The 24,034-nt window shown below is 63.4% G+C and carries 20 protein-coding genes and 2 pseudogenes; 13 read left to right on the forward strand and 9 right to left on the reverse strand.

Features of this window, described 5'->3' with window-relative positions:
• The first annotated feature begins 81 nt into the window (after window positions 1–81).
• From ACODSN_RS03285 to ACODSN_RS03310, 6 genes are all read left to right on the forward strand, one after another.
• Complete coding sequence (locus tag ACODSN_RS03285) at window positions 82–1,017, forward strand: LysR family transcriptional regulator (RefSeq protein ID WP_489053402.1); 936 nt, start codon at window positions 82–84, stop codon at window positions 1,015–1,017.
• Window positions 1,018–1,047: 30 nt separating this feature from the next.
• Complete coding sequence (locus ACODSN_RS03290; RefSeq protein ID WP_489053142.1) at window positions 1,048–2,700, forward strand: MFS transporter; 1,653 nt, start codon at window positions 1,048–1,050, stop codon at window positions 2,698–2,700.
• Window positions 2,701–2,821: 121 nt separating this feature from the next.
• The gene (locus ACODSN_RS03295) at window positions 2,822–4,156 is read left to right on the forward strand and encodes an NtaA/DmoA family FMN-dependent monooxygenase (protein ID WP_489053143.1); all 1,335 of its coding nucleotides are present in this window, start codon (window positions 2,822–2,824) and stop codon (window positions 4,154–4,156) included.
• A gap of 128 nt (window positions 4,157–4,284) precedes the next feature.
• Window positions 4,285–5,520 carry a molybdopterin-dependent oxidoreductase gene (locus ACODSN_RS03300; protein ID WP_489053144.1) on the forward strand — a complete coding sequence of 412 codons (1,236 nt, stop codon included), beginning with the start codon at window positions 4,285–4,287 and terminating at the stop codon, window positions 5,518–5,520.
• Window positions 5,521–5,546: 26 nt separating this feature from the next.
• Window positions 5,547–5,927, forward strand: coding sequence for a hypothetical protein (locus ACODSN_RS03305; RefSeq protein WP_489053145.1), 381 nt, complete (start codon window positions 5,547–5,549; stop codon window positions 5,925–5,927).
• A 54-nt stretch (window positions 5,928–5,981) separates the two neighbouring features.
• Window positions 5,982–6,812 (forward strand): alpha/beta fold hydrolase, encoded by an 831-nt coding sequence (locus ACODSN_RS03310; RefSeq protein ID WP_489053146.1) that lies wholly within the window; start codon window positions 5,982–5,984, stop codon window positions 6,810–6,812.
• A 47-nt stretch (window positions 6,813–6,859) separates the two neighbouring features.
• Here the strand turns inward: ACODSN_RS03310 and ACODSN_RS03315 are convergent, their stop codons facing one another.
• The 5 genes from ACODSN_RS03315 to ACODSN_RS03335 are packed head-to-tail and all read right to left on the reverse strand — an operon-like array spanning window position 6,860 to window position 12,901.
• Entirely contained in the window at window positions 6,860–8,071 is a 1,212-nt protein-coding gene (locus ACODSN_RS03315; protein WP_489053147.1) for an acyl-CoA dehydrogenase family protein, read from the reverse strand.
• A gap of 39 nt (window positions 8,072–8,110) precedes the next feature.
• On the reverse strand, window positions 8,111–8,992 hold the full coding sequence (locus ACODSN_RS03320) for a hypothetical protein (protein WP_489053148.1): 882 nt from the start codon (window positions 8,990–8,992) through the stop codon (window positions 8,111–8,113).
• 37 nt (window positions 8,993–9,029) lie between these two features.
• Window positions 9,030–10,412 (reverse strand): MFS transporter, encoded by a 1,383-nt coding sequence (locus ACODSN_RS03325; protein WP_489053149.1) that lies wholly within the window; start codon window positions 10,410–10,412, stop codon window positions 9,030–9,032.
• Between the two features lie 37 nt (window positions 10,413–10,449).
• The gene (locus ACODSN_RS03330; protein WP_489053150.1) at window positions 10,450–10,638 is read right to left on the reverse strand and encodes a hypothetical protein; all 189 of its coding nucleotides are present in this window, start codon (window positions 10,636–10,638) and stop codon (window positions 10,450–10,452) included.
• Window positions 10,639–10,672: 34 nt separating this feature from the next.
• Window positions 10,673–12,901, reverse strand: coding sequence for a TonB-dependent receptor (locus ACODSN_RS03335; RefSeq protein ID WP_489053152.1), 2,229 nt, complete (start codon window positions 12,899–12,901; stop codon window positions 10,673–10,675).
• A gap of 715 nt (window positions 12,902–13,616) precedes the next feature.
• Between ACODSN_RS03335 and ACODSN_RS03340 the strand changes: the two genes are divergently transcribed.
• Window positions 13,617–14,000, forward strand: coding sequence for a hypothetical protein (locus tag ACODSN_RS03340; RefSeq protein ID WP_489053153.1), 384 nt, complete (start codon window positions 13,617–13,619; stop codon window positions 13,998–14,000).
• A 157-nt stretch (window positions 14,001–14,157) separates the two neighbouring features.
• The gene (locus ACODSN_RS03345) at window positions 14,158–14,916 is read left to right on the forward strand and encodes an enoyl-CoA hydratase-related protein (protein WP_489053154.1); all 759 of its coding nucleotides are present in this window, start codon (window positions 14,158–14,160) and stop codon (window positions 14,914–14,916) included.
• Between the two features lie 48 nt (window positions 14,917–14,964).
• Here ACODSN_RS03345 and ACODSN_RS03350 read toward each other — a convergent pair whose 3' ends face one another.
• Window positions 14,965–15,858 carry a LysR substrate-binding domain-containing protein gene (locus ACODSN_RS03350; protein WP_489053155.1) on the reverse strand — a complete coding sequence of 298 codons (894 nt, stop codon included), beginning with the start codon at window positions 15,856–15,858 and terminating at the stop codon, window positions 14,965–14,967.
• A gap of 166 nt (window positions 15,859–16,024) precedes the next feature.
• The gene (locus tag ACODSN_RS03355) at window positions 16,025–16,690 is read right to left on the reverse strand and encodes a glutathione S-transferase family protein (protein ID WP_489053157.1); all 666 of its coding nucleotides are present in this window, start codon (window positions 16,688–16,690) and stop codon (window positions 16,025–16,027) included.
• Between the two features lie 300 nt (window positions 16,691–16,990).
• Here ACODSN_RS03355 and ACODSN_RS03360 point away from each other — a divergent pair, with 300 nt between their 5' ends.
• The 4 genes and pseudogenes from ACODSN_RS03360 to ACODSN_RS03375 form a co-directional block, all read left to right on the forward strand.
• Entirely contained in the window at window positions 16,991–18,070 is a 1,080-nt protein-coding gene (locus ACODSN_RS03360) for a YeiH family protein (RefSeq protein WP_489053159.1), read from the forward strand.
• A 9-nt stretch (window positions 18,071–18,079) separates the two neighbouring features.
• Complete coding sequence (locus ACODSN_RS03365; RefSeq protein WP_489053160.1) at window positions 18,080–18,682, forward strand: cysteine dioxygenase family protein; 603 nt, start codon at window positions 18,080–18,082, stop codon at window positions 18,680–18,682.
• Between the two features lie 8 nt (window positions 18,683–18,690).
• Window positions 18,691–19,731: pseudogene (locus ACODSN_RS03370) on the forward strand (rhodanese-like domain-containing protein); the annotation flags it as partial.
• Window positions 19,732–19,812: 81 nt separating this feature from the next.
• Window positions 19,813–20,247, forward strand: a pseudogene (locus tag ACODSN_RS03375) (rhodanese-like domain-containing protein); the annotation flags it as partial.
• 57 nt (window positions 20,248–20,304) lie between these two features.
• Here the strand turns inward: ACODSN_RS03375 and ACODSN_RS03380 are convergent.
• Together ACODSN_RS03380 and ACODSN_RS03385 are read right to left on the reverse strand one after the other, a co-directional pair.
• Window positions 20,305–21,021, reverse strand: coding sequence for a TetR/AcrR family transcriptional regulator (locus tag ACODSN_RS03380; RefSeq protein WP_489053161.1), 717 nt, complete (start codon window positions 21,019–21,021; stop codon window positions 20,305–20,307).
• A 115-nt stretch (window positions 21,022–21,136) separates the two neighbouring features.
• On the reverse strand, window positions 21,137–22,042 hold the full coding sequence (locus ACODSN_RS03385) for a LysR family transcriptional regulator (RefSeq protein ID WP_489053404.1): 906 nt from the start codon (window positions 22,040–22,042) through the stop codon (window positions 21,137–21,139).
• Window positions 22,043–22,154: 112 nt separating this feature from the next.
• On the opposite strand from ACODSN_RS03385, the gene ilvD reads away from it, so the two are divergent.
• Window positions 22,155–24,008: a dihydroxy-acid dehydratase gene (gene ilvD / locus ACODSN_RS03390; protein WP_489053162.1), complete on the forward strand. Its 1,854-nt coding sequence runs from the start codon at window positions 22,155–22,157 to the stop codon at window positions 24,006–24,008.
• Window positions 24,009–24,034 lie beyond the last annotated feature (26 nt).

Below are 24,034 nucleotides of genomic sequence, written 5' to 3' on the forward strand. Positions count from 1 at the left end.
ACTCTCCTCAACCGCACGCCTACCAAGCGCTAGGCGATATTGAAATTGAAACTTTCCTTCACCCGACTATAGATACCATCTATAATGGAACGCTATTTGCTGCGCTATTTCCTGGCGGTGGTCGACCGCGGCAGTTTTTCACGCGCCGCCGCGCATTGCAACGTGTCGCAACCGACGCTGTCGGTCGGCATCGCCAAGCTGGAAAAGACGCTGGGCGCGCAACTGTTCGCCCGCTCCAGCCAGCGCATGCAACTGACGCAGGCGGGTACCCGGCTGCTGGACTATGCCCGGCGGATCGAGGCCGAATTCAACGCTGCGCAACGCGCCATCGCCGAAGAGGGCGATGCGCCGGGGCCAAGGCTGCGGCTGGGCGTGCTGCACAGCATGCCCGGCGCGCTGATCGCCGACGCCGTGGCGGCGCTGACGCCGGAAGAAAAGCGCGGTGTCGAGATCGTCTATGGATCGGAGCGCGACCTGATCGGCAACCTCGATCGCGACCGGATCGACCTCGCCCTTTCGCTGACGCACAGAGGCGGCGGGCGTTTCGTGGAAAAGCCCATCACGCAGGAAGGCTATGCCATCGCGCTGGCGGCCGGGCATCCGCTGGCGCATCGCGCGGAAATCGCGGCGGAGGAGATCGCGGACGAAACGATGATCGTGCGCCGCCATTGCGAGGCGCTGGCCGACACCAGCCGCCATTTCACCGAACGCGGCGTCCGCCCACCCTTCGCCCTGCGCTCCACCAATGACGAGCGCGTGTTGCAGATGGTCGCGGCGGGACTTGGCCTGACCGTCATGCCGGCGGGCTATGCGCATCCGGGCGTGGTGCGGCCGCGCCTAGCGGGCTTTACCCTGACCCGTTCCATCGGCTTCCTGTTCGCCCGCAAGAGCGGTTATCTGCTGCACGAGCAGACGCCTCTGCCCACACGCCTCGAAGCGATGCTGGCGGGCGGCGGTGGCGATAAAACGCCACCGGGCGACGGGCCGGGCCTTCTCAATCCCGCCGCATCCGCGTAGCGATGGGCGACGCACGAAGGGGAGATGAGTATGGATAGCCCGGAACCACCGGTCAGGGCCGGCGTCTTCGCACCGCTCGCCGTCTCCACCTTCCGCAACATCTGGCTCGGCAGTCTCGTCTCGAATACGGGCGCGCTGATCCAGGGCGTCGCGGCGGCCTGGGTGATGACGGACATCGGCTCGCCCGGCATGGTCGCGATGGTGCAGACGGCCACCTTCCTGCCGATCGCGCTGCTCGCCGTCCCGGCGGGGGCGATCGCCGACATGTATGACCGCCGCAAGGCGCAGATGGCGGCGCTCGGCTTCAGCATGGCGGGCGGGCTTTTCCTGACGGCGCTGGCGTTCGCGGGCTGGATCGTGCCATGGACGTTGCTCGCCATGTGCTTTCTGGTCGGCTGCGGCGTGGCGATCTATTCGCCCGCCTGGCAATCCTCCCCCGGCGAGCAGGTGCCGCCACCGTTGCTGCCGCAGGCCGTCGCACTGAACGGCATCAGCTATAATATCGCGCGCAGCTTCGGCCCGGCGGCCGGCGGCGCGATCGTCGCGGCGGCGGGAGCAAGCGCGGCCTTCGCGGTGAGCGCGCTCTGCTACCTCCCGATCCTGCTCGCCCTGCTCCTGTGGCGACGCACCCCGCCGCCTTCCCGCCTGCCGCCCGAGCGGCTGGGCCGGGCGATGATGGGCGGCCTGCGCTATATCATGCACATGCAGCCCGTGCGCACCGCGGTCGCCCGCTCCTTCATCACAGGGGCGCTCGGGGCCGCGCTCCTCTCGCTGATGCCGCTCATCGCCCGCGACATGCTGGGCGGCGGCGCGCGCGCATTCGGCATGATGCTGGGCTTCTTCGGACTTGGCGCGGTCGGCGCGATCTTCATTCTCCAGCCCGTTCGCCGACGGGGGAATGAAAAGGTCGCGGCCGGATGCAGCATCGCGATGGCGGGCGCAGTCGCGGCGTTGGCGTTCAGCCACACGCTCGCCGTCTCGTCCGTCGCCTTGCTGATGGCGGGCGCGGCCTGGATGATCCAGATGACGACCGTCAACATCGCCGTGCAGCTGTTCGTGCCTCGCTGGGTGACGGGGCGAGCGGTGGCATGCCTGAACGCGACGATCGCGGGCGGCATCGCCATCGGCGCGGTTCTATGGGGCATGGCGGCGCAGGGATATGGCACGCAGACCGCCCTGTTCGTTGCCGCTGGCTGTCATGCGCTGGCGCCGCTGGTGGGGCTGCTCCTGCCGATCGCCGATCGGGAAGATGCCGCCCGCACGCTCGACGAGCCGCTGGCCGACCCCGAAATCAGGCTCGGCATCACCGGCCGCAGCGGCCCGATCATCATCGAGCTGCGATATCGCGTGCCGATGGACGAAGCGCGCGGATTTTACGATCTGATGCGGCATGTGCAGCGCATCCGCACCCGCAACGGCGCTTATGGATGGTCGCTCAGCCGCAATATCAACGATCCCGAACGCTGGGTCGAACGCTATCGCAGCCCGACGTGGCACGATTATCTGCGCCAGCGCAATCGCTCGACCGTGGAGGAGATCGAGGTCCAGCAGCAGGCGTTCGCCTATCTGGATGGAGAGATGCAGACGGCGATCGAACGCTGGCTGGAACGGCCCTTTGGTTCGGTCCGCTGGCAGGCCGGGTCGCCCGATCAGGACCCGGTCGGCATGGCGGGAGAGAATTGACCACCGACGCACAGGGCCGTCTCTGGCCCGCTATTTCTCCTTGCTTCCAGAGTTAATGGATATACATTAATGCCATTCGGAGTTGCCCGTCCCCGGTCAGCCTGAGTGGAGGAGGAATGCCGTGCCAGCATCGAAACATATGGCGCTCGGGTGGATGATGGAACCGGCCGGCACCCATGCCGCCGGCTGGCAGAATTTCGCGGATCAGCGCGACCCGGTCAACAATATCCGCTTCTTCGCACAGATGGCGCAGGAGGCCGAAGCTGCCAAACTCGACTTCATCTTCCAATATGATTCGCCCTCGATCCGGCCCGGCCCGCTCGACGTGGTCGCCCGCAACAGCATCTATACCAACCTGCTGGAGCCGTTCACGCAGATGGCCGCCCTGTCCCAGCTGACCTCGCGGATCGGCCTGGTCGCGACCGGATGCACCAGCTATTACGAACCCTATAATATGGCGCGCATCGTCGCCTCGCTCGATCATATCAGCGAAGGCCGCGCCGGGTGGAACATCGTGACCGGACGGCATCCGCTGGCGGCGCTCAATTTCGGTCATTCGGACGGCATCGCCCATGCCGATCGTTATGAACGTGGCCGCGAATTCACCGACACCGTGCTCGGCCTGTGGGACAGTTATGAAGACGATGCCTTCTGCCGCGACGTGGAATCGGGCTTCTATGTCGATCCCGCCAAGATCCACGTCCAGAACCACAAGGGCAAATTTTACGACGTGCGCGGCCCGCTGAATCTCGCGCGGCCGCCGCAGGGGCGCCCGGTGCTGGTACAGGCCGGCGCATCGGAGGACGGGCGGGACTTCGGCTCGAAATATGGCGAAGTCATCTTCTCAATCAACGGCACCATGGAAAAGTCGCGCGAATTTTACGACGATATGAAGCAGCGCATGGCGAAACATGGCCGCCAGCCCGATGAAATGCGCATCCTCAACGCCCTCAACGTCATCGTCGCGGACAGCAAGGAGGAGGCGGTCGCCGCCTATGAGGCGATGCAGGACAAGCTCCATCCCGAGGTTATCAGACACATGGTTTCGGTCGATCTGGAAGCCGATCTGTCGGATCTGGGAGTGGACGATCTCGTGACGATCGACCGCCTGCCCAAGGAAGCCAATTCCAGCAAATCCGCCGACGCGGTGCTGCGCGAATGGTTGTCCGAACGGCCCATGACCGTGCGCGAACTCTACCGGAAGTTTTCGCAGAGCCGCTCGGCCAGCACCATCCACGGCACCGCGATGGAGGTGGCGGATTTGATGGAGGAATGGTTCCGCGCCGGCGTGGTCGACGGGTTCATGATGTTCTTCCCGCTGGAGAGCGGCATGCGCGATTTCGGCACCAAGGTCGTCCCGGAATTGCAGCGCCGCGGGCTGTTCCGCACCGAATATGAAGGGACGACGCTACGCGAGCATCTCGGCCTGCAACGACCGTCCTTTCCTCGCGCTTAGGGCGCTGGCAAGGCTCTTGCGATCGTGGCGCAAGAGGATCACACTTGGCTTCAGGTCGGGGCGCGCATAGCGCGGTTCCCGACAAGGCTTCCACGGAATTACGGTTTCGATCGCCAGAGGAGTGGTGAATGGAGAGCTTCAACCGGGCGGATGACCGCATCAGCCGTCGTCGCCTGCTCGCCGGCGCCACCGCCAGCGCGGCCGGTCTCGCCGCCACGCCATCGATCGCGCAATCCCTGGTGGACCTGCACCTGCCCGGTGGCAATGCCCGTCGTCCGTTGACGACCGCCTTCCCCCAAAAAGGGTCGATGATCCTCCAGCGGATGCACCCTCCGCTGCTGGAAACGCCCATGCGCGTTTTCAACGGCGATGTCTTCACGCCCAACGACCAGTTTTTCGTACGGTGGCATTGGGGGGATATTCCCGCGTCGATCGACGTCGCGCGCTACCGCATCCGTATTGGCGGCCATGTCGATCGGCCGCTGTCGATCAGCATCGCGGAATTGCTGCGCATGCCCCGCATCGAACTGGCCGCCGTCAATCAATGCGCCGGCAATTCGCGGGGATTGTTCCAGCCGCGCGTGCCCGGTGCGCAATGGGGCCATGGCGCGATGGGCAATGCGAAATGGGTGGGCGTGCGGCTGCGCCATGTGCTGGACAAGGCCGGGGTGAAGCCGGGCGCCGTGCAGGTCCGTTTCAGCGGCGGCGACCAGCCGTTGATCGCCGGCGCACCCGACTTTCGCAAGGCGCTCGACATCGATCATGCCCGCGATGGGGAGGTCATGATCGCCTTCGCCATGAACGGACAGCAATTGCCGCTGCTCAACGGCTTTCCCTGTCGACTGGTCGTGCCCGGCTATTATTCGACCTACTGGATCAAGATGCTCGATTCGATCGAGGTCTTGCCCCAGGCAGACGATGATTACTGGATGGCGAAGGCCTACCGGATCCCGACGGCGGCCGGCGCCAATGTCGCGCCCGGATCCAAGGATTTCCCGACCACTCCCGTCAACCGGATGATCCCCAGAAGCTGGGTGACCAGTCTGGAGGAAGGGCAGTCCGTCGCCTTCCGGCCTGTCCTGCCCGTTGGCGGCATCGCGATGGGCGGGGATCATGGCGTCACCCGGGTCAGCGTCTCTGCGGATGGCGGACATAGCTGGTACGCCGCCGACCTCGGACCAGATCATGGCAAATATAGTTTCCGCCGCTGGGACGCGCGCATTCCGCTGCCCGGTCCGGGGCCGGTTAATCTGATGTCCCGCTGCTGGAACAGCGCCGGTGTCGCCCAGCCGATGCGGCCGATCTGGAATCCTGGCGGCTATATGCGGGGCAATATCGAAACCACTCATGTCAGGGTGGGCTGACCATGGGCATGAAAGGCATATTCATCATGGCAATCGCGATGATCGGCGCCATGGCGCTGATCGTCCTTGGCCCCTGGTCCGATCGCCAACCATCCTCGTCGTTGCCGGCCGCCAAGGCCCCCGGCGCAGCGACGGTGGGGCGGGATTTCAAGCTGACATCGGTGGCGGTCGATCTTCCCATTGATGACAAGGCATTCCCCGACGGTCCCGACGCCGCGCTCGTCAACGCCAGTTGCACTGCCTGCCATTCGGCGAGCATGGTGCTGACCCAGCCCGCGCTGTCCCAGGATCAATGGAAGGCGATCGTCGTCAAGATGCGCGATATCTATCATGCCCCGGTGCAGGAGCAGGATATTCCCCGGATCGTGAACTATCTGAGCGCGAGGGAGGTGACAGGGTCCGATTGATAGGTACGATAAACGCGACATTCCGTTCGAGCGGAAGAGAAGAGGAGATGCCGCGTGCCGATTAAAAAAGCTTATGTGGACACCAGAGACGGCCAGATTCACTATCGATATAGCGAAGGTGGCGCGGGGCTGCCGATCCTGTTCTTCCACATGACCGCCAGTTCGTCCGCCTGTTATGAAAGCCTGATGACCGCGCTCGACGGCTATTGCCCGATGTATGCTTTCGACCTGCCCCATTATGGGCAAAGCTTCATGCCTACCGCCGAGCCATCCTATGATTATATCGCGGACGTGCTGATGGAAGCGATCGACAATCTGGGGATCGGGAAATTCCACTGTTTCGGCCATCATGGCGGCACCAATGTCTCCACCCAGATGGCGGTGACGCATCCCGACCGCGTGGCGAGCATCATGCTGGCGGGCGTGACCTATCCGACGATGGAGGAAAGCGCGCGCAACAGCGCCTTCATCTACGACAATCCGCCCGACATCCGGGGATCGCAGGCCATCACCGCGTGGACCCGCGTAGTGAAGGATTGCGACAGTTCCGCGCCGATCGAACCCGATACGCCCTTTTACCCTGTGCCGGCGGACATCTATCATAGCGAGCTGATCGACACGCTGACGGCTGGAACCGAATGGCATTGGGGCTATCGCGCGGTGTTCAAGCACGACATGCAAAGACTGCTGGGACTCGTATCCTGCCCGATCCTGCTGGTGTGCGGCACGCGCGACATCATCTTTTTCTGGCACGAGCGAGCGAAGAAGGCCCTGCCCCATGCCAAGGTTGTCGAGCGCGAAGGCTATGGCAGCTATTATTGCGCGTTCGCGGGCGACGACCTCGCGCCCTTTGTCCGGGACTTCGTCGATGGGGTGAACGCCTGAGACCCGGCCAATCCTGCGCGGAAATCGCCCGCGCTGGATTGGCCGGTTCAGATCACCGGCATGTTCTTGATATTGGACGTTCCCCCGGTCAGCGCCCGACCCAGCAGTTCCAGCGACAGGCCGGCATTGAGCGCATTGTGGCGTGAACCCACGCTCAGGTCGCGCCAGTAGCGCTGGATCGGGTTCGTCTGCACGAAGGCCCCCGGCCCCGCAATGTCGAGCAGGATATCCGCCGCTTCGCGCAGCAGGCGCATGGCGTAACCGCAATCGGCCTGGGTCTGAACCTTTTCCATGGTGGAGACCGCACGCTCCTGCGCGATGCGATCGACGACATCGCAGGCGCGATACACATGCATCCAGGCGGAATCGATCTTGATCGCGGCTTCGCCCAGCCGTGCCAGCAATTGTTCGGACGCGGACTGGCGATCATAGTTCCAGCCCAGAATCGGGCGATCGTTCATCTTCTGACGCACCGCTTCCAGCATGCCGCCCGCCGCCCCCATCATCGAGGGCAGGACGGTCAGACCGAATTGCGGCTCGGTGGGCCAGCGGTCGCGAGCCTCCGCCCGCTCTTCGCCGACAAGGCCAATCATGTTCCCGAGGTCGCTATCCTGGACGAACAGGGCCGCAGGGACGAAATGCCCGTCCGCTTTCACCCGGTTGCTGCCCGATGCGGACATGCCCGCGACGTTCCAGTCGCGGATGATTTCGACATCGTCGGCCGACATATCGATGAACAGATTGCCGGAATCGATCTGCGCACCATTCTCGTCGCGCACTATCACCCCGCACAACGCCCAGTCAGCGTGAAGGCAGCCCGACCCGTAGGGCCATTGTCCGGACACGAGATAGCCGTCGCCGGACCGGACCGCGACCCCGCCCTTGGCACCGACGAAACAGCTCAGTTCGTCACCCCGTTTGAACAGCATCGCGCGCTGCGCGTCCGGCAACGAACCCACCATGCCGGTCGTGCCCGCCAGCAGGCCAAAAGCCCAGGCGGAACCGGGGCAGGAGCGCCCGATTTGCGCGACCGTTTCCACGAAAGTCCGCATCGACGCGCCTTCGCCGCCGGTGCGCCGCGCGACCATGATGCGAAAAAGGCCGGCGGCCTTGAGCGCGTCGAATACCGGCGGCGCGATGGCGCCTAAGGCTTCCGCTTCACCCGCATGACGGGCGATCAGGGCCTGCAAGGCTCGCACCCGCTCGACAGGCTCAGAGTCGCTGGTGATTGCCGGATCGACGTCGATATCAAGAGCCATGGTACATCCTATCGCTTTAAGCCTAAACGATTTTTTGCTTCAGAAGCCGGACCTTTGCCGCAGCCACTGAATGATCAGTCGCGCCAGGGCGATGCGCTTCGTCAGGAAGCCGTGATCGGAATCGAGGATGACATCGTCGAATATCCGCACCCCCGCGTCCCGCATCGCCTGCGCGATCGGCTTATGACAGGTTTCCAGTGGCGCGACCGTATCGCGCATCGCGCCGACAAGCAGCACATGCTTGTCGACCAGATCGCGCGCACGGACGGTCGGGCGCATCCGGTCATAGTCCGCCTGGGTCATAGAGGCCAGAACACCCTCCACATCGACCCGGCCGGCCGTCACCCGCTTCGTTCGTTCAAGGCTGGCCTTCGCCTGTTCCGCGGCTTCGGGGCTGGGCGCGGGCGCCATGGTGTTGGACGCGACCGCGATGACGGACTGAATGCCAGGATCCTCCGCACAAGCGGAAATGCCGACATTGCCGCCCCCGCCGCTCAACCCCATGACCGCGATCCGCGAGGGATCGACGCGCCATCCACGACCCTGCGGCGTGCGGATATCCTCCGCGACCGTCGAGCGGACATAGGCGGCGGCGGCGAGCAGATCATCGACCGCGCCCGTCAGCGTATAGCGGTGCTGATTGTCCCACATGCCGCGTGGGTGAAAAGTCATGACGTTGATCCCGGCCGTCATCAGCGGGATGATGACGCTTTCCAGCCGGTCGCCGCCATACCATTGGGGGCTGAGGATGACGGTGCCCCTGAGCGCCTGTCCCTGCGCGATCCAGACCGTGGCGTGAACGACGGAACCCTGGCTGATGAAGTGGGTGACGAACTGCTCGAACGGAAAATCGGGGTCCAGCACGCAGGGGTCGGATATGGTGGAATCAATCAGGTCGTTGGTGTTGAATATGCCGTCCATTCGCATGGTCCTTGCTATAAAATGGTGATCGCGGGCCTTACTCCCGAAGCAGCGCGCCCGCCTTGCGATAGCTGTTCTCGGTCAGGCCAAGACCGCATATCGTGATGCCGATCAGCGCCACCGGCAGCGCCAGGGTCAGCAATGACCAGCCGACCATGGCGCCCGATCCGAATATCGAGTCCGTGATGAGTCCGACCAGCGTCGGCCCCAGGCCGATCCCGGCCAGCGCCAAGATCAGATATTGCAGGGCGATGATCTGGCCGCGCATATTGGCTGGCACCGCTTCCTGAAGCGCGAGCGGCGTCGCGCTCTGCACCATGGCGACACTGAACAGCAGCAGTACAAAGCCCAGCACCACCAGCAGGGGCGATCCCATCACGCCGAAAAAGGCGGCCGGTACATAAGTAATGAAACCGAACAGCATCGGCCGCGTCCGCCCGCTCAGCACGCCCTGCTTGATCGCGCGATCGGAAAGTGCGCCGCTCACCAGCGTCCCCGCGATCGAACCGACGATCATCGCCACCCCGATCGGCCATCCGGTTTCGGCAGCGGACATGCCGAAATTGCGTTGCAGCAGGGTCGGCGCCCAGGCCCCAGCCCCATAGCCCGCCGTCGCCGCCAGCGTACCCGACGCGGAAATCCGGATCAACAATCCCTTATGCTGCCAGACGTAGCCCAGAAAATCGCGAACCGACGCCGCATCACTGGCCGCTACGCCCCGTCGCGGCGGCTCGCGCATGGTCAGCATCAGCAGGCAGGCGAAAAGTCCGGGCAACCCCGCGAACAGGAACAGCAGCCGCCATGGCTCCAAGGCGAGGAAGCCACCCAGGTTCAGCCCGGCGGCCGGTATCTGGCTCAATAACAACCCGCCCAGCAGCAGGGATGCGCCACTCCCCACCGACATCGCCATATAATAAACGCCCGTCGCGCGGCCGCGTTTATGCGGCTCGAAAAAGTCGATGAGTAGCGAATAGGCGGCAGGGCCGAGTACGGCTTCGCCAATGCCGACGCCCGTCCGCAGGATCAGCAACTGCGTATAGCTGCCCGCAAAGGCAGACAGCGAGGTAAGGAGGCTCCAGCCGAGCAGCCCGAACAGGATGATGTTCCGCCGGTTCTTGCGATCGACGAGGCGACCGAAGGGAATGCCGAAAATAGCGTAGGTAATGGCAAAACCATAGCCGTGAAGCAGGCCGAACAGCGTATCGCTGATCGCGAACTCCTTTTTCAGCGGCGCGACGATGATCGTCGTGATGTGCCGATCCAGCTGCGACAGGAGCGTGACGATGCAAAGCACGGCCAGTGCATACCAGGCCGCAGTGACGCGCGAGGATTCTGGCGGGAGCGCATGCGATGGCCGATCGGGGGATTCTTCGTCGATGAAGGGCTTTGCCATGGCTTGTGTTTCGCTACCCTTCATCATGATCCTTACAAGCGCCGACCGCCCCTGGAGGAAAGGATCAGGCGATGCCCCGCCGGATGTTCGGCGTCGTCCGTCCGATGGTGCGGACACCGCCGGCAGCATCCTGATTTTTTTCTCCCGGCGGCAACTTTAGACGGCTGGCATTTCCAGCGTCAAACAAATGGTCCTCATGTCGCATCTGACCATTATTAATACGCCGCCGGAGGGCGTCATACCAGTTAAGCATGACGCCCTCCGTCTTCAATTGGGCGAACCGGGATTCAGAATTTATAGCTTGCTTCGAGGCCGTAAGTGCGCGGCGGATTCCAGACCACCGTATATTGCGCGGTCAGGCCATTGAAATAGCCGCTGGCCTTGTAATCGACATTGCGGATATTCTTGACGAAGGCGCGCAGGCTGTATTTGTCGCTGGCCGGCGTGAAGGTCACATAGGCGTTCTGGATATTATAGGCGGGCTGGTCGAGCGCCGCCGTGTTGAACTCATTGAAATGAATTCTGCCGCTCCAGTAGGATTCGCCGCGGAAGGACAGCTTGCCAGCCCCCACCTCGGCATCATATTGCAGACCGATGGTGAGGCTGTAGGGCGCGGCGCGATTGAGCCAGTTGCCCGCTACCTGCTGGTTGCGTGCCGGATCGGTCGTAGGACGTTGATCCGAAGCGGCGCAGGCGGCCTGGGCCACACCGCCGACCGGGGGGAGCTGTACGGTCTGGTTGCAGTTGACGAAATCGGTATATTTCGCACTCTGCACCATGGCGGCGGCGTCCAGCTTCAACTGCGGGGTGATGACAGCGTCCAGATTGGCCTCGATCCCCTTGATCCGCGATTGCGCCGCATTGACCACGGAAAAGCCGCCAATCGTGCCCAAGGTCTTTTGCACCTGAAGATTGCCATAATCATACCAGTAGCCGGCAATGTTCAGGCGAATCCGATTGTCGGCAAACTGGGTCTTGAGGCCGACCTCGCCGCCCTTGATGGTTTCGGGCTCATAGGCATTGCCGCATGTCCCCGCCGAAACGCCGCCGGCCTTGAAGCCCTTCTGATAGGTCGCATAGGCCATGATCTTGTCGGTGACGTCGAACTGGATGCCCGCCTTAGGTGTCCAGGCGGTGAATTTCTGGTTGGTTTTCTTGTCGAGGCAGGCGGTGTTGAGGATGCTCTGAACCGTATCCTTCTTGTCGATATTATAGCGCACGCCGCCGATCAGGCGCAGGGAGTCGGTGACGCTGAACGTCTGGTCGGTAAAAAAGGCGATGGAATGCGCCTTCAAGCGATTGACCGTCGCATATGTCGAAATGGCTGGAGCCGTGGGGTTGCGAAGCGCGCTGTAGACCTGCGACGCTGATTTTACGTTATCATTGAAATAATAGACCCCGAATATCGATTTCAATCGTCCGTCGAAGCTGTCCGCATTCAGGTTCAGTTCCTGCGTATAGGTGTCGGACTGGAACCTGTTGTAGACGGTTTGCGCCGTGAACCCGCTGCCATCCAGATCGACAGGCATGTAATTTTTGTATTTCTGATAGGCCGATATCGACTTGAGTTGCACATCGTCGCTGATGTCCCAGGTCAATGTCGCCGTCGCCGCATATTCCTTGCTATTATTTTCGCTCGGGAAATCAGCATAGACCTCCCGCGGACGGAAGGATTGGGGGCCAAGCAAGGCCTGCATGGCGGGATTGAGCGATGGCGCAAGAACACCCGGATTGAAGGAGCTGCGGGTGTTGCCATAAGACCCCTCAAGGTCGAACTGCACCGTGTCGCTCGGCTTGAACGCGAGGATGCCGCGAACGCCGGTAAATTTGTTTTCGAAAAAGCGGCTCTTGGGCGCGCCGGGCAGCAGGTTTTTGACGAAACCCTTGTCGCGATTGTCGAGCATGCCGGATATGCGGAATCCCACCGTGTCGCTGATCGGACCGGAAATATAGCCCTGAAGCGCGTAGCTGTCGAAATTTCCGACGCGGCCGGTGATTTGTGCTTCGGTCTTTTCGGTCGGCCCGCGCAGAATATAGTTGATGACGCCGCCGGTCGCATTGCGTCCGTACAAGGTGCCCTGGGGACCCGACAGCACTTCGATCCGCTCCAGATCCATCAGCGCGAGGTTCAGGCTGCGCGCGCGCGCCTGATACACGCCATTGACATGAACCGCGACCGACGGATCCTCGAAACCGCCAGTCAGGTTGGTGCTGATGCCACGGATCGTGACGGTATTGCTGCCATAGGTATAGCCCACCTGCAACGACGGCACACGGGTAGTCAGGTCGCCAAGCCCACGGATCTGCCGGTTTTCCAGCGCTTCCTGCGAGAAAGCCGCGATGCTGGCAGGAACGTCCTGAATGTTCTGCGCTCGCTTCTGCGCCGTCACGACGATATCGCTAACGCCTACGCCCTGCGTCGCGCCTTCGGCCGGTGCCTGCGCAAGTGCCGGCAAGGCGTGCAGGCCGATCGACAAGGCGATGCCCGCGCCGACCAGAGTCGACGACCTCATCATGGATGCTCTGTTCATAGTCTCTCCCCTATCGGCGGCGAGGCGTCCTATGCGCCACGCCGAACCGTTAAATGTAATGACGAAAAGCGGTCAGCCATCCGGGTGGCGCATGCCGAAAACCCAATTGTGCGCCAACATCCGCTCGATTAGGATGGGCAACCCAGAATAGGCGGGCATGGCCTGCCAAACGGCGTAGTTTATGAATGGTGCCGGATGTTGGAAAACCCGGCCTCTCCCTAAGCCGTTACCCGCCCTCCTTTCGAACATATTCACCGGCCTGAAACCCACACCGGACGCGATTAATGACGATTATTAATATTCAATCGCTGCTAATATAAGCAAGAGCCGTGCTCAAATGAGTTTTGCACATTCTGACTTGAGCAGGATTCATGATGGCCAGGCGCAAGCCGCTAGAAGGACTCGCCCAACATTGCCGCAGCGCCTCGGTGACGGCTTCCGCCGCCTCCATGAGAGCCATATGGCCGCTATCGGCGAAGACGACATAATGGGCATGCGGAATCGCCGGAGCAAATACCCGATTACCGTTTCGAGATCACGAAAGCGACGACTGGCGGCGTGAAAACGCGCGGCATGTTCCGGCTCGGCAGGGCTTACAGGTGCGCTGGAAGTTGACGCCCCCTACCCCCCGTGACAGATGAGGAACGATAATATTGCGGTCTGACACGCGGCAGCGCCCATAGCGGATCAAGGGGGGCATGTGGACTTTTCTTTCTCCTATGATGAGCAGCGGATTTTGCTCATGATAACCCAGAGCCACTATTGGTCACTGGAGACCTTCCTTCGCTACAAACAGGAATTTCTCGCGGTACATGAAAGGATCCGAACCCGGCGCCGCCATTATCGGGTGTTTGCGGATTGTACGGATTATCCCGTGCAATCGAACGAGGTCGTCGAAGCGTTTGCGGGCTTTTTTAATACGCTGATGAACGAGAATAAGGGGCATTACGCTATTATCGCCGGCAGCACGCTGAACAAGATGCAGGTGCAGCGCGTGATACCACAATCCCACGTGAAGGTTTTCACCGACCGCGACGCCGCGATGGCATGGCTGTTCGAGCCGGGCAGTCTGCCGGATATGTAAGCGATCATGGCCCGGCCGCGACCGATGATCCGATAGGATCGGGATCAGCTGGTTGCATCCGCGGGGCAAAGGCGTCATTTTCGGGAGCGCGGTGCCCCAGCCGCGTCAGCCGGCAGGAAAGCGCCACGCTTTCCATATACGCGCCATGGGAGAGGTGATGTCCGAATTCATCAAGACGGCCGTCAAAGGCGGGATTCTGGAAATCGTCCTAACGCGACCGGATCGCAAAAACGCCATCACGGCCGACATGTATCTGGCGCTCGCCCATGCTTTCGAAAATGCCGAGCGGGACGAGGCCATCGGCGTGGTCGTGATCCTGGGGAGCGAAAGCATCTTCACGGCGGGGAATGACCTGCTCGATTTTCAGACCAACCCGCCCTCGTCCGACGACAGTCCGCCCTTCATCTTCATGCGGGCTATGGCGCGTTCGACCAAAGTCATCGTAGCCGGGGTCGTGGGACCGGCCGTCGGCATCGGCACGACCTTGCTGTTGCACTGCGACCTGATCGTCGCGGGCCGGAGCGCGACCTTCATGCTGCCGTTCGTCAGTCTGGGGCTGGTGCCCGAATTTGCCAGCTCCCGCCTGCTGCCCGCCATCATGGGCCGTCAGCGGGCGGCGCGCCACCTGCTGCTGGGTGATCCCTTCGACGCGGATACCGCGCTTGGCTTCGGCCTTGTGTCCGAAGTGGTCGAAGATGGCGAAGTCGCCGATCGTGCGCGGGACTATGCCCGGCGGCTCAGGGAAAAGCCGCCCCGCGCCCTCGCCCGGACCAGAGCGATGATCGTGCCCGACTTGCAGGACATCGAGGCGGTCATCGCGCATGAAGCTGCTATTTTTGCCGAAGCGCTCAAAGGCGCGGAATTTGCCGAAGCCGCCGCCGCCTTCTTCGAAAAACGCCCGCCTCGCTTCACCTGATCGTAGCATCGAAGAAAGGCACTATGGCGACTCGCGCTCGACTTTCGATCAGGCGTCCTCGGTTTCAAGGGCGGGGCAAACCTCGGTCAGATCAAAGGGCGGACGCACGATATTTTCGATGGCCTGCCTGATCAGACCGGCCAGCCCGGCAATCGCCTCATGCGCGGACGGCAATGTCATAACACCGATAAAATAGGTGGGCAAAGACACGTTTTCCAGTTCCATGGCCGGCAGGCGGTGCCCGGTAAAGGCCGATGAGCGGCAGGTTAGCGCCAGTCCCGCTTCCACCGCGACGCGCAGGGCGGAGATGTTCGATGTTTCCACGATAAGCTGGTGGGGCCGCCCCGCCGCGTCCAGCGCGGCGACCGCGCAATCGCGCGCAAGACAGGGCTTGGTCATAAAGGCAAGCGGAAGGGTTTCCCGCTCCGCCAGCCTCGGATCGCCGAGCCACACCATGCGGGCCGGGGCGACCGAGAATTCATCCCGTTCGACCGAATGATAGACCGCTATGTCGATCAGGTTGGTCGCGAACAATTCCCTGATCTCGCGCGAATGGCCGACCCGAATCTGAAGTTCCGCCCCCGGATTGAGCTGAACGAAGCGGGCCAGCACGCCGGAGAGGATTTCATCCCCGAAATCCTGCACGACGCCGACGCGGACGGGACCGTTCAGTCCGGCGCTGTCGAGGCTCTCGACCGCCTGGTCGTTCAGTTCCAGGATGCGGCGCGCGAGGTCGAGCAATCGCTCTCCCGACGATGTCAGGACCAGCGTGCCCTGTTCTCGCCGGAACAGGGGAACCTGCACAATCTCGGACAGGCGCTTCATCTGAAGGCTGAGCGCCGACTGGGTCAGGAAAATCTTTTCGGTGGCGCGCACGATCGACCCGGTGTCCGCGATCGCCACGAAACTCCGCAATAAATTGGTCGGCAGGTTAACTTGCACGCATTCCTCCCATTCCGGGCGCCGGGGCCTCGCCCCTTTGCGCCGCGCCCGCCGAGGCGGCCCTCTGCGGGACCTTTCCTCGGAAACCGATCATCATTCACGAAGTCGTATATGGCGCCTTTCTTTTTATAGAGTCAAAGCAGCGTGAACAAGGTCGAGCGCGGAATCAATGCGCCGCGACCGGGGCAGCCCAGCTTACCGGGGCGGGGGCAGCTTCGAGTTCGAGCGCCCGCGCAACGTCGGGACGGGCCAGATCACGCTGCACCTTGGCCGTCCACCGACCCAATGGCGCAAAGTCGATTTCCAGCCTTTGCGCCCAGCGCCACAGGACGATGTTGAAAAGATCGGCCGCGCTGAACGATACGCCATTGAGATAGTCGCCCGACTGCCCGATCCTCTCGTCCAGCTCGGCGAGCGCGGCCGCGACGCGGGCCTTGCCCGGCGCTTTCAGCTTCTCCTTGACCTCTGCGTCGTCGGTATAGCGTTCACCCCGAAAACATTGCGCGATATGGGCATGGACGGACGATGAGAACCAGCACATCAATTCCATCGTCCGGCCCAGCAGCAACGGGTCGTCCGTCGGCAGAATCCCCGAGCCGGGAAAACGCGCTGCGAGGTAAGTCAAAATGGCGTTCAGTTCGGTAATGGCGACACCGTCCGCCGTGATGGCGGGAACCCGGCCATGCGGGTTGATGGCGAGATAGGCCTCGTGACGCTGTTCGCCAGCCATAAGGTTGAGCGAAAAACGGTCATAATCGGCACCCGTCTGCTCCAGCGCCCAGAGCGCGACCAGCGCGCAGCTTCCCGACGCGCCGTAAAGTTTCAAGGACATTCCCTGGACCCCTCAAATATCAAGCCTGACGCAGCCGCCGCTATCGGCCACGGTCAGCGGGCAGCACATTGCCCACATATGGTGCTGATGAGAATTAGCCGGACCAAGCTCAAACGAATAATCGTCAGATCGGTCATGAGTATTGCTCAATCCTGCAATCGGGCATGCGATCCGGGCAGAAGGATGACGCCCTCGACAGCGCTTGAGTGTCTCCAACATCCGATCTTAAGGAAACTCGATTGCCCCGCCTTCGCCGCCCGTCCACAAGCCATGTCAAGGCAGAGGGGGAATAGGCTGGCGATGCGCCCGGTTCAAACGACGACGATCTCGCCCCGTGGCGACCTGACCATGGTGACGGCGGCGGATCTCTATTGCGAACTCTATGAGCCGGAAACCACCGGATCCCGCTCGCTTCGGGACTATTGGCCCGGCCTTGCGGTCACAGGCGCGGCTTTGCTGGCCGCCAGCTTCCTGGCTGGCCATTATGGTGCGCCGCTCGCGCTGATGGGGCTGTTGATCGGCCTTTCGCTCAGTTTTCTCAATCAGGACGTGCGGCTGCGCAAGGGGCTGGGCGTGGCATCGCATACGCTTCTGCGGGTCGGCATCATGCTGGTCGGCCTGCGCATTACCGCGTCGCAGATCGCCGATCTTGGCCCCGCCGCGCTGTGCGCCGCGGCGATCATCACCGCGACCACTCTGGTTTCGGGCATCGTCTTCGCGCGCATGCTGGGCTTTGGCAACAGCTTCGGGACGCTTGCGGGCGGGGCGGTCGCGATTTGCGGGGCGTCAGCGGCAGCGGCGCTGGCGGTGGTGCTCGACACCCGCCGCCAGAATCCGGCGCACCTGTCGATCGTGCTGGTCGGCATCGCCGCCGTCAGTGCGATCGGCATGTCGCTCTACCCGATGCTGGCGCATGTTCTCCATCTCAACGATCAGCAGGCCGGCTTCTTTCTGGGGGCGTCGATCCACGACGTCGCGCAGGCGCTCGGCGCGGGCTATTCCTATTCCGAGCGGGCCGGCGAAACCGCGACCATCGTGAAGCTCAGCCGCGTCGCCCTGCTGATGCCCGTGCTGGCGATCGTCGCCTATGCCGTGGCCAAAAGCGCGGGCGAACGGCGCATGGTCGGCAAGGTGCCGTGGTTCCTGGTCGGCTTCCTGCTGCTGGTCATCGTCAATTCGACCATCGCCATTCCGCCGGCCATCGGGTCGGCGCTGAGCGGCCTTGCCAGCGCGCTGATCGCCGCAGCCATCACGGCCGCCGGGATCAGCTCGCCCCTGGCGTCGCTGTTGACCACGGGCCTGAAACCCCTGCTCGTCATTATCGGCGCATCACTGGTCGCGCTGTTCTTATCCCTGGCGGCTGCCGTGATGCTGTTTTAAGGCGCGGAGATGACCGACATTCCCAACATCGCCCGCTTGCGCGCCTTCGTCGGCGCGCTTGCACAGGCGGTCGAGCAGCATGGTGAGGAAAGCGCGCTTCTGGCGGCGGCTCATCCCCTGCTGGCCGATCTCGTGGCGCAGGACGACTGGCTGCCCGCCGATTGCGCGGCGCCCGATCCGCGCACCTATCAGCAATATCTGCTCCATTGCGACAGCAGGCAGCGCTTTTCGGTGGTCAGCTTCGTCTGGGGGCCGGGACAGGCCACGCCGATCCACAATCACGGCACCTGGGGGCTGATCGGCATGCTGCGCGGGTCGGAGGTCAGCCAGCGCTACGAGCGCGATCAGGCGGGCCTGCTCCGGCCGGTCGGTCCCGCCGCCCGGCTGGAACCCGGCGTGGTCGAGATGGTGTCTCCTGCGATCGGCGACATTCACCGCGTCTGGAATTACCATCAGGACCGGCCATCGATCAGCATTCACGTCTATGGCGCCAATATCGGCGCGGTGACGCGCGCCGCCTATGGCGAAGACGGTACGGCCAAGCCGTTCATATCCGGCTATTCCAGTGCAACGCTTCCCAATCTGTGGGACCTGTCGAAAGAGAAGATGTGACGAGAATCATGACCCCGGCCGATGTCCGGTTCCATCTGCTGACCCGGCAGGAGATCGCGCTGCTCGATGTGCGCGAGGAAGCGCCGTTCGCGCTGTCGCACCCGCTGTTCGCATCGCAAATGTCGGCGGGGCTGATCGAGATCGAGGCGCTCGACCGCCTGCCGCGCAAGGATGTGACGATCGTCCTCTATGACGATGGCGAAGGATTGGTCGCGGATGCCGCGCGTCGGCTGGCGGCGCTCGGCTATAGCAATATATTCGCTCTCGAAGGTGGTCTGAAGGGGTGGGAGGCGGCTGGCGGCGAACTGTTTCAGGACGTCAATTCCTATTCCAAAGCATTCGGCGAACTGGTGGAGGACCGGCGGCACACCCCGGCCCTGCCCGCGCCGGACCTTGATGCGTTGCAACGCGACAAGGCGGACGTGGCGGTGCTCGACGCCAGGCGCTACGACGAATATGCGGCGATGAGCATCCCCGGCGGCACCAGCGTGCCCGGCGCCGAACTCGTCCTGCGCGCGCAGGCGCTGGCCCCCGATCCCAAGACCACCATCGTCGTCAATTGCGCCGGACGAACCCGCAGCATCATCGGCGCTCAGTCGCTCATCAATGCCGGACTGCCCAACCCCGTCTATGCGCTGCGTAACGGCACCATCGGCTGGACTCTGGCCGGGCTGGAGCTGGACCGCGGCAAGAGCGATCGCGCGCCCGATGTGGGTGACGAGGCGCAGCAGGTGGCGCTGGAGCGGGCGCGCGCCGTTTCCTATCGCGCGGGCGTGCGGCTGCTGACCGGCGCGCAGGTCGCGCAGCTCGCGATCGATGCGACCCGCACCCTCTATCGCTTCGACGTGCGTTCGCCCGAAGACTATGCGGCGGGCCATGTTCCGGGCTTCCGCAGCATGCCCGGTGGCCAGCTGGTGCAGGAAACTGACATGGTCGCGCCGGTGCGCGGCGCGCGTATCGTGCTGTGGGACGATCGCGGCGTTCGCGCGCATATGAGCGCCTCCTGGCTCGCCCAGATGGGCTGGGACGTCTATGTGGTCGAAGGCGATATCGGCGACGCCGTGGAAAGCGGTCGCTGGACGCCCACCCTGCCGCCGCTGCCTGCTACCGACCGGCTGTCGGTCGAGGAACTCGCGCGGGGACTGGAGGCGGGACAGATCGTGCTGATCGATCTCGCGCCGTCACCCGTTCACCGCGCTGGTCATATTCCCGGCGCCCGCTTCGCGATCCGGGCGCGGCTCGACGCGGTGCTGGCGACGCTGGGCGACGATGCGAATGTCGTGCTGACCTCGCCGGACGGCGCGCTCGCCGCCTTCGCCGCCGCCGATGTCGCTAGCGACCGAAAGGTGCGAAGTGTCGAAGGAGGCACCGCCGCCTGGGTCGCCACCGACCGTCCCCTGACGCCCGGTTTCGACGATGCGCTGACCCCGCCCGACGATATCTATAAACGTCCCTATGTCGGCACTGACAATGCGGCGGCCGCCATGCAGGCCTATCTGGACTGGGAATATGGGCTGGTCGATCAGTTGCGACGCGATGGCTCGCATGGATTTGTCGTCATCTGACGATCACGGGCGCCGATCCGCGATCGGCGCGGACGCGCCGGACGGGCACCCGCCACCCTATCCGGCTGCGTCGGCGGACCTGTTCGCAGCCGGGTCAGAGCGATGCCCCAGAAGCGTCTGCGCCAGCACCAGCGTATCCTGGGACGGCGGCGCCGCGATGCCCGCCGCGATCATGTCCACCAGATTGGCGACGTGCAGTTCGCATATTTCACGGCTTTCATGGAAGGACATCGCCTCCACCCGGAACAGGCCCCATATGACGTCGCGACTTAAAATCATCCGGCGGACTTCCAGTATCGACGGATCGACGCCCGGTATTGTGCTCATCAGGCCATAGGTTTCGACCAGCGCAGGCGACATCAATTCGAATTCATCCGCAAGATATCGAAATTTCTCGATGGCAAACAACTGGGACATGAAGCGAACCCAATAACAGTTGCGCCAGTCGGCGAAAATTTCGTCCGCCATGGGCCGGATCATAACCGATGCAATCGACACCGGCGATATCGCACCTCCATCACGGCGCTTCGCTGCATCCAGCAATCGTTCGCGCCGCACATTGATCGCCGATATGCGGTAGCGCAATATGGCCCGGATCAGTCCTTCGCGGGATCCGAAATGATAATGCGCGGCGGATTCGTTGCGCTGGCCGGAATCCATCGCGATCTGTCGCAGCGACGTCCCTTCCATGCCATGAAGCGCGAAACGACGCTCCCCCGCCACGATCATCGCCTCCTTGGTGGAAAGCGGCCTTGGGGCCTCTCCGTTCGTCATATCCTGCCCCGTCACCATTGCACCATCAAGCCCTGTCTAGCCTGTCTTGCTGCGGTTCGCATCCCTTGTCCTACCCACTTCAAGTGGAACCGCACCACTGATGCAGGGCGTAGTTTCATGCCGTGCCGAGCGTCCCGGCGATGTCGATCAGCGCCGCCAGTGTCGGCGCTTCATCCGCCGCGCGCCATGCCAGTCCCGTTTCCAGAATGGGCGCATCGCCCGCCAGCGACAGATAGGCCACCCCGGTCCGCGCGAGATGGCGCAGCGACGCCGGGACCAGCGCCATGCCAAGGCCCGCAGATACGAGGCTGATGATCGTCTGCATCTGGATCGCCTCCTGCTGAATCCGGGGCTGGTGGCCCTTGGCGCGATAATAGCCCATGACCAGTTCGTGGAAATCGGGCGAGACGCGCGCCGGGAAGATGATGAGCGGATGCGCCATCCATCCATCGTCCGGCAACATGCTTCCGGCAGGCAGCAGCTTGCCCTCCTCGATCCACGCCTGCGGCACCGCCGCCACCAGCGGCTCGGTGACGAGCGGGCGATAGGCGAGCGCGGGCGGCAGCGCGGCGCGGGCGGCGATCAGAATCGCGGCACTGATCCGTCCGTCGAGCAACGCTTCGACCTGCACATCGCTGGTCGCTTCGGTGAGGTCGAGGGCGACATCGGGAAAGGCGGCGGAGTAGCGCTGCACCAGCCGGGGCAGCACGCTGTAATCTGCGGTACTGACGAAGGCGAGCGACAGCCGCCCCGCCGCGCCGGTGCGCAATCGTTCCGCGACGGCAGGCAGCGCCATGACTGCCGCCACCGCCGGACGGACATGGTCCAGCCACTGACGGCCGAACAGGGTCAGCGTCACGCTGCGCTTCGACCGTTCGAACAGCGGCGCACCCAATTGCCGTTCGAGCGTCTGAATCGACTGGCTGAGCGGTGGCTGCGTCATGCCCAGCCGCTCCGCCGCCCGCCCGAAATGCAGCGCATCGGCGACCGCGACGAAATGGCGAAGCTGGCGCAGGTCGATCATGGCATCAAGTCTCCGGACGACCTTATACCGTTCCAATAATATATTTCACAACCTTTGGACGAGGGCCTAAACGGATACCGAGACTCATCCGCCTGCAAGGACCGCCGCCATGCCTCATTATCGCTCCCGCACCAGCACCCATGGCCGCAACATGGCGGGCGCGCGTGGCCTGTGGCGCGCCACCGGCATGACCGACGCGGATTTCGGCAAGCCGATCATCGCCGTCGTCAACAGCTTCACCCAGTTCGTGCCCGGCCATGTCCATTTGAAGGATCTCGGACAACTGGTCGCGCGCGAGATCGAAGCGGCGGGCGGCGTCGCCAAGGAATTCAACACCATCGCCGTGGATGACGGCATCGCCATGGGCCATGGCGGCATGCTCTATTCGCTGCCCAGCCGCGACCTGATCGCCGACAGCGTCGAATATATGGCCAATGCCCATTGCGCCGACGCGCTGGTGTGCATCTCCAACTGCGACAAGATCACGCCGGGCATGCTGATGGCGGCGATGCGCCTCAACATTCCCGCGATCTTCGTGTCGGGCGGGCCGATGGAGGCGGGCAAGGCCGACATCAGGGGTCAGACCGTCGCGCTCGATCTGGTCGACGCCATGGTGGTCGCTGCCGACGACAAATATACCGACGAGGAAGTGGCGGTCATCGAACGCTCCGCCTGCCCGACCTGCGGCAGTTGTTCGGGCATGTTCACCGCGAACAGCATGAATTGCCTCACCGAAGCACTCGGTCTTTCGCTGCCCGGCAATGGCTCCGTGCTCGCCACCCATGCCGATCGCGAGAAACTGTTCCGTGAGGCGGGCCACACGATCGTCGATCTCGCCAAGCGCTGGTATGAGCAGGATGACGCGACCGCCCTGCCACGCAGCATCGCCAGCTTCGCCGCGTTCGAAAATGCGATGAGCCTCGACATCGCCATGGGCGGATCGACCAACACGGTGCTCCATCTGCTCGCCGCCGCCTATGAGGGCGAGGTGCATTTCACCATGGCCGATATCGACCGGCTGTCGCGCCGCGTCCCCTGCCTGTGCAAGGTCGCCCCCGCCAAGCAGGATGTGCATATGGAGGATGTCCACCGCGCGGGCGGCATCATGGCGATCCTGGGCCAGCTCGACAAAGCGGGCCTGATCGACGCCAGCCTGCCCACGGTCCACTCCGCGACGCTGGGCGAGGCGCTCGACCGCTGGGACATCAGGCGCACGAATAGCGAAAGCGTGCGCGAATTTTTCAAGGCCGCGCCGGGCGGCGTGCGTACCACCGTGGCGTTCAGCACGTCCAACCGCTGGAAGGAACTGGATCTCGATCGCGAGACCGGCGTGATCCGCAGCGCGCAGACGCCCTTCTCGAAAGATGGCGGGCTGGCCGTGCTGTTCGGTAATCTCGCGCCCGAAGGCTGCATCGTCAAGACGGCGGGCGTGGATGACAGCATCCTCACCTTCCACGGCACCGCGCGCGTCTATGAAAGCCAGGACGCGGCGGTCGCGGGCATTCTCGGCAATGAAGTGAAGGAAGGCGACGTCGTCGTCATTCGCTATGAAGGGCCAAAGGGCGGCCCCGGCATGCAGGAAATGCTCTATCCCACCAGCTATCTGAAGTCGAAGGGGCTGGGCAAAGCCTGCGCGCTCATCACCGACGGACGTTTTTCCGGCGGTACATCGGGCCTCTCCATCGGCCATGTCTCCCCCGAAGCCGCGGAGGGCGGCCTGATCGCGCTGGTCAACACTGGCGACGCGATCGTCATCGACATCCCCAATCGCGTCATCCGCCTCGACGTGGACGATGCGGAACTGGCCCACCGGCACGAAGCGATGGTCGAGCGCGGCAAGCAGGCGTGGAAGCCGTTCGGCCGCAAGCGCGCCGTCTCCCCCGCCCTGCGCGCCTATGCCGCGCTCACCACCAACGCCGCGCGCGGCGCGGTGCGCGACGTGGCCCAGGTCGAGAAGGATTGAGGAGGAGCGCAAGATCGGGGCGCTTC

The sequence above is a fragment of the Sphingobium sp. FG11 genome (assembly GCF_057809915.1).